The organism is Enterococcus avium ATCC 14025 (genome assembly GCF_000406965.1).
GTDB classification, from domain to species: Bacteria; Bacillota; Bacilli; order Lactobacillales; family Enterococcaceae; genus Enterococcus_A; species Enterococcus_A avium.
On sequence record NZ_KE136366.1, the window covers coordinates 79,814 to 86,619 of the forward strand.

At 40.7% G+C, this 6,806-nt stretch carries 4 protein-coding genes; 3 read left to right on the forward strand and 1 reads right to left on the reverse strand.

The genetic code is table 11. The features are described from left to right. Window positions 1-164: 164 nt before the first annotated feature. Entirely contained in the window at window positions 165-4,406 is a 4,242-nt protein-coding gene (locus OMU_RS17860; protein ID WP_016181256.1) for a 2-hydroxyacyl-CoA dehydratase, read from the forward strand. Window positions 4,407-4,760: 354 nt separating this feature from the next. After that, complete coding sequence (locus OMU_RS17865; RefSeq protein WP_034876820.1) at window positions 4,761-5,465, forward strand: GntR family transcriptional regulator; 705 nt, start codon at window positions 4,761-4,763, stop codon at window positions 5,463-5,465. Window positions 5,466-5,474: 9 nt separating this feature from the next. Here the strand turns inward: OMU_RS17865 and OMU_RS17870 are convergent, their stop codons facing one another. Then, entirely contained in the window at window positions 5,475-6,116 is a 642-nt protein-coding gene (locus OMU_RS17870) for a YigZ family protein (RefSeq protein WP_016181258.1), read from the reverse strand. Window positions 6,117-6,228: 112 nt separating this feature from the next. Between OMU_RS17870 and OMU_RS17875 the strand changes: the two genes are divergently transcribed. After that, window positions 6,229-6,510, forward strand: coding sequence for a DUF7662 domain-containing protein (locus OMU_RS17875; protein ID WP_016181259.1), 282 nt, complete (start codon window positions 6,229-6,231; stop codon window positions 6,508-6,510). Window positions 6,511-6,806: the final 296 nt, after the last annotated feature.

Below are 6,806 nucleotides of genomic sequence, written 5' to 3' on the forward strand. Positions count from 1 at the left end.
CATTTTTACAACATATCTAGAGATATTGTTGCTTATCGCACGGATGAAACGGTTTTGAGTATTGCATAACGTTCGAAATGTTTTTAGAATATACGTGAGTAGTATAACAAACACTTTGTAAGTTAATCAACATGTGTTGTTAAAAATGGAAGGTAGGAATAATCATGACATTACGAGCGGGGATTGATGTTGGCTCTACAACCGTCAAGTTGGTCATTTTAAATGAACAAAACGAAAGCATATTTTCGAAGTATGAACGTCACTTTTCCGATGTGAAAACTGCCACAGAACGTGTGTTGCGGGAAGCTGAATCAATGATTGACACTCAAGGAATGACGATGAGCATTACAGGGTCCGGCGGGATGGGTCTAGCAGATGTTTTAGAGATTCCATTTGTCCAAGAGGTAATCGCGTGTACTCGTACTGTTGAGGAAGTTATTCCTGAAACAGACGTCGCCATTGAGTTAGGTGGAGAAGACGCTAAAATCACGTTTTTTGAAGGCGCATTGGAACAACGCATGAATGGGAGTTGCGCTGGTGGTACGGGAGCATTCATTGACCAAATGGCTGTTTTATTGAAGACAGATGCGAATGGAGTCAATGAACTGGCTAAAAATTATAAAACAATTTATCCGATTGCTTCACGCTGTGGGGTTTTTGCTAAAACGGATGTACAGCCGCTTATTAATGAAGGAGCAGCAAAAGAAGATATTGCAGCGAGTATTTTCCAAGCGGTCGTGAATCAAACGATTGCTGGTTTAGCAGCTGGTCGTAAAATAAAAGGAAACATCGCTTTTCTAGGTGGACCGCTATTCTTCATGTCTGAATTGCGTCAACGATTTATCGAAACGTTAAATATCGCGCCGGAAAATGTCATCTTTCCAGAAAATCCTCAACTCTTTGTAGCGATGGGGGCGGCTTTTTATTCAGAGGAAGCAGAAGTAACCACATTGAAAGACTTGCTGCATCGTCTAACAACAGCCGAAGAGGGACATCTGTCTCCGTCAGACACATTAGAGCCATTATTTGAGGGAGAAGCAGAATTAGCCGACTTTCGAATGCGTCACGGACAAGCACAAGCACAAGAAAAGAGCTTGTCTGATCATGAAGGGGTGGCCTTTTTAGGGATTGATGCTGGATCAACAACGACAAAAGTGGCTTTGATTGATGACAGCGGCAATTTGATGTATTCATTTTACGGGAATAACCAAGGGCAACCCTTGGAAACAACGATGACCGTGCTGAAGGACTTGTATAGAAAATTGCCTGAGAATGTCTTTATCGGGAAAGCGGCAGTAACTGGCTACGGCGAGCAATTGATCAAAAATGCGTTGAAGGTCGATATTGGTGAAGTGGAAACTATGGCCCATTACAAGGCTGCTAATCATTTTCAACCAGGTGTTGATTTCATCTTGGACATTGGCGGACAGGACATGAAGGCGATGACGATCAAGGATGGCGCGTTGTCCTCTATTCAATTAAATGAAGCTTGTTCATCTGGCTGCGGCTCATTTATTGAGACATTTGCCAAATCATTGAATTACAATGTTGAAGATTTTGCGAAGGCAGCATTGAAATCAAAGGCTCCTGTTGATCTAGGATCACGTTGTACCGTATTTATGAACTCTAAAGTAAAGCAGGTCCAAAAAGAAGGCGCCTCTGTCGGTGATATTTCTGCGGGCTTGTCTTATTCCGTTATTAAAAATGCGATTTACAAAGTAATCAAGGTTCGTCGTCCAGAAGAGCTTGGCGAAAAAATTGTCTGTCAGGGTGGAACCTTCTACAATGAAGCAGTCCTGCGTGCTTTTGAAATGGTCACGGGGCGTGAGGTTGTTCGTCCGTCGATCGCTGGCTTAATGGGAGCCTTTGGTGCGGCTTTGATCGCTTTAGAAAATTACGAAGTCGGAGAAAAAACTGAAACTCTCTCTTTAGCAGAAATCGACACCTTCACCGCTGAAAAAGAATTTACTCACTGTGGTTTATGTGAAAATAATTGCATGCAGACAGTCACGTTGTTCTCAGACGGACGTCAGTTTATTACTGGAAATCGTTGTGAACGTGGGGCACGAATCAAGATTAAGCGAGAAGATAAGAAAGTCAATCTTGTCGATTACAAATATCGCCGTTTATTCAAATATCGTCCGCTCCGGAAAAAAGAAGCCATTCGCGGTGAAATCGGTATTCCCCGCGTCTTGAACATGTACGAAAATTATCCCTTGTGGCATACTTTCTTCAGTGATTTAGGCTTCCGAGTGAAATTATCGCCGCGTTCAAACAAAGAATTATATGAACAAGGAATGGAAACTATTCCAAGTGATACGGCCTGCTACCCAGCGAAAATCGCTCACGGACACATTCAAGCTTTGATTGATAGTGGTGTGCCGATGATTTTCTACCCAGGTGTGGTATTTGAGCGAGAAGAATCAAAGGAAGCGGATAATCATTTTAATTGTCCGATCGTCCAAAGCTATCCTGATGTTATCCGCAACAATGTCGATGATATTCGTGAAGGGAAAGTGGATTATCGCAACCCGTACTTGAACTTAGCCAATGAAGCCTCTGTCGCTAAAGTTTTAGGACGGTGCTTCAAAGATCTAGGTATTACACAAGAAGAAATCAATAGCGCTTTGCATCATGCTTATGAAGAATTAGAAGTATTCAAAGAAGACATTCGTCAAAAAGGCGAAGAGACTTTGCTGATGCTCAATCAAAAAGGGGAACGAGGCGTAGTTCTTTCTGGACGTCCGTATCATTTGGACCCTGAGATCAATCATGGGATTGCAGAAGTGATCACCCAAGAAGGCTTCCATGTGTTGACGGAAGATAGTGTGTCCCACTTGAGTGATGTCGGCAACCTTCGTGTTGTTAATCAGTGGGTGTATCATTCTCGTTTATATGCAGCCGCACGAGTGGTAGCAAAATCGAAAAATCTAGAGCTGGTACAATTGAATTCATTTGGCTGCGGTCTTGACGCAGTAACCACGGATCAAGTCGAAGAAATCATGGATCAGTATGGCAAGATTTATACCGTCCTGAAAATTGACGAAGGTTCGAACTTAGGAGCTATCAGAATTCGTTTGCGTTCATTAAAGGCAGCAGTCAATGAACGAGATAAATCGAATTTCGAACCAACGAAACGCTTTGAAGAACCAGAAAAAATTGTCTTCACGAAAGAAATGCGTAAGAAACATACACTATTATTACCGATGCTTAGCCCAATCCATCAATCAGGCTTGTTTGATATTGCTTTAGAAGCATCAGGATACAATGTAGTGTGTTTACCAGCAATGGATCGTGAGGCCATCAATGTGGGCCTGAAATTTGTTAACAATGATTCTTGCTACCCAGCAATCATCTCGATTGGTCAATTAGTTGAAGCCTTACAAAGCGGCAAATATGATTTAAATAATACAAGTGTGATGATGAGTCAAACCGGAGGCGGTTGTCGGGCGACGAACTACATTCCATTACTGCGTAAAGCCTTGAACGATGCTGGCTTCCCGCAGGTTCCAGTTGTTTCCGTCTCACTTGGAAATAAAGGGGTAGAAAGCAACCCTGGCTTTAAATATACACTGCCGATGCTGAAGCGTATCGTCGTAGCGATTCTTTATGGCGATTTGTTTGAACGCGTGGTATATCGCACACGTCCATATGAATTAGAAAAAGGGCAGATTGATGCTTTGCATGAAGAATGGTTGAAGAAAGTCGAAGGAAATGTTCGAAATGGCTCATTGACGCAGTTCAATCGCAACATGAAAAAAATCATCAAGGATTTTGATACAGTTCCAATTTCAAATGAAGTTAAGCCGAAGGTCGGTGTCGTCGGTGAAATATTGGTGAAATACTCACCAACAGCCAATAATGACATTGTTCGCTTGTTAGAAGCAGAAGGCGCTGAAGCGGTTGTTCCGGATTTGATCGGCTTTATGAACTATTCTTTATATAATCAGATTTGGAAATACGACAATATGGGGATGCCGAAGAAAAATAAAAATCTGGCCGAAATGGCGATCAAATTGATTGAAGTTGTAGAAAAACCAATGGATAAAGCCTTACGTGCCTCTGAGCGCTTTACCGGGATTCATTCTATCTACCAATTGGCTGAAGATGCCAGCAAAATTCTTTCAATCGGTAATCACACAGGTGAAGGCTGGTTCTTGACTGGTGAAATGATTGATCTGTTGAAAACTGGCGTAAACAATATTGTCTGTATGCAGCCATTTGGTTGTTTACCCAATCATGTAGTTGGTAAAGGTGTCATTAAAGAATTGCGCCACCAATACCCTAAATCAAATATTGCTGCGATCGATTATGATCCTGGTGTTTCGATTGTAAACCAATTAAATCGGATTCGTTTGATGATGGCAACGGCCAATAAACAATTAAAGGAAGAAGTTAAAAGTTGATTGAAAGAGTAGACCAATTAAAAAAGGTCTACTCTTTTTGTAATTTTTACTCGTACGTTAGCACGAATAAAAAATCGTATACGCACGAAATAAAGACAATTTTTTGCGGTCAGGAAAGAAGCGAATCCTAACCAATGAACTAGCTGTTAGTCGTTAGTTCTATTGGTAAGAACAGATTGATTCAAACTGGCAGACATTTAATGAAGGCTATTTTAACTACCGGAGATTCAAAAAAATACTTTAAAATGATCCGTAAAAAACAGAAATCAAACATGAGATAAAAAAGGATTATTGTTGTACATTAGGTATATACCAGTTATAATAAGAATAGATAATTTGAACGGGGTGATGGCCATGGCAAATCAAGTGCCAGTTTATATTCAAATACATGATCAGCTAAAGCATGAAATTGAAAACGGTGTATGGAAGGTCGGTGCACGTCTACCTTCTGAACGGGAATTGTCTTTGAGGTTTGGCGTAAGTCGAATGACTCTACGTCAGGCAATCCAAACACTTTCTGATGAAGGAATACTGGAACGGAAAATTGGTTCAGGAACTTATGTAGCCAGTCGTAAAGTTCAGGAAAAGATGACTGGAACGACAAGTTTTACCGATATTATGGAATCGCAGGGAAAAATTCCCTCCAGCAAAACGATCTCCTTTTTTCACTCACGGGCAAGCTCTAGCGAAGCGGAAAAATTAGGTTTAGAAAAAGGCGAACAAGTGTTACGAATGGAACGGATTCGTTACGCGGATGACCTGCCAATCTGTTTTGAAGTGGCGAGTATCCCCGCTAAATTAATTGAAGGTTTTAGCAAAGAAGAAATCACGGAATCGTTCTATCATAGTTTGCAAGAAAAAGGTTTTGAAATCGGTCGTGCCAATCAGACGGTATCAGCAACATTAGCTTCAGAACAAATCGCTGAATATTTGGCAGTAAAACGTGGTGACGCGATCTTGCGTTTACGTCAAATTTCATATCTAGCGGATGGGGAACCATTTGAATATGTCCGCACGCAATATGTTGGCAGTCGCTTTGAGTTTTATTTAGAAAAATAATCCAAGCGGCTATGCCTCTTGGATTATTTGCTCATGATAAGTGACTTCGCCAGTAGTAAAGCTCACTTGACCATTCAGCAAATCAGTAACCTGAGCTTCGAAATCAGCAACTTGATTCTCATCTACCATACAGGTGACAACAACTCGATCGGTGAATTGAGTATCTTTGACAGCAAGATTCTCGCTGGCAATAAAATTCTCCATCTTTCCCCAATTCGAGTAGTCAAGCTGGACGAAGACTTCTTGCTGCAGTCTGCCCTCAACAATCCCTGTATGGACAATTGCTTGAGCAACCGAGCCAGAATAAGCACGGATCAATCCGCCAGCGCCAAGCTTTGTTCCGCCAAAATAACGAGTGACAACAGCACAGACATTGATTAGATCATTTTTTTTCATTACCTCTAGCATTGGAACACCGGCAGTCCCGCTGGGTTCTCCATCGTCTGAAGAGCGCTGAATCTCATGATGATCTCCTAGGACAAAAGCGCTGCAATTATGATTTGCCTTCCAATGTTCTTTTTTTATTTGTTGAATGAATGCCTTTGCTTCTTCTTCAGTTTCAATGCGTTTTAAGAAGCAAATAAATCTCGATTTTTTAATCTCGACTTCGTGTTGGTTGTCTTCTTTTATGGTTCGATATTTTTGCAGCATGTTTTTGCCTCACTTTAGTTTTCTCTATTCTAGTATAGAAGAAAAGCGGGAGAGGTTTCAACTAAAGGCTGTTTTGTCTGTATGATTTTTTGTTTGAAGGTGAGGGATGAGCATGACACGTGCAAAAAAATATGACAGCATTACGCATTATTTAAAAAATAATAATGGCTCACAAGTCACGTTGACCTTTACACAATTTGACGAGCTGTTGTTTCCTCGCAGCGGATTACCTCATACCGCGCGCCAAGACCCAGATTGGTGGGCGAATGATTATCGCCATCCGGAAAAAGGTGCATATGGTTGGTTGAATGCGAATTATGAAGTAGTACAGGTAAATCTCGGCAAGGAATACGTGGTTTTTAATAAATTAGTAAAATCAAGTTGGTTAATTTAGCTTTTTGTGAAAAACAGTCAGAGAAAAGTGCGGCAAGTCATTGCTGCGCTTTTTTTGTTTTTCTAAGACCAAAAGATGTTTCAAAATCAAAAAAACTTAGGTTCTATAATATTTGGTGTTGTTACTCTTTCTGAGTGAGAACACCAAGTATTTTTTTATACAAAAAGACATTTGGTTGTCCTATAATTAAATCGCTGAACCCAATCATAGGAGGCGAACCAAATGTCCAGTATTAAGAATATCAAATATAAAGATAATTGCCTAGACAAAACCATCAAACAAATCCTAAATATTCA

Bases quoted from the DNA above. Each gene is read 5' to 3' on its own strand.
- OMU_RS17860 (WP_016181256.1), top strand. From the start codon at position 165: ATGACATTACGAGCGGGGATTGATGTTGGCTCTACAACCGTCAAGTTG.
- OMU_RS17865 (WP_034876820.1), top strand. From the start codon at position 4,761: ATGGCAAATCAAGTGCCAGTTTATATTCAAATACATGATCAGCTAAAG.
- OMU_RS17875 (WP_016181259.1), top strand. From the start codon at position 6,229: ATGACACGTGCAAAAAAATATGACAGCATTACGCATTATTTAAAAAAT.
- OMU_RS17870 (WP_016181258.1), bottom strand. From the start codon at position 6,116: ATGCTGCAAAAATATCGAACCATAAAAGAAGACAACCAACACGAAGTC.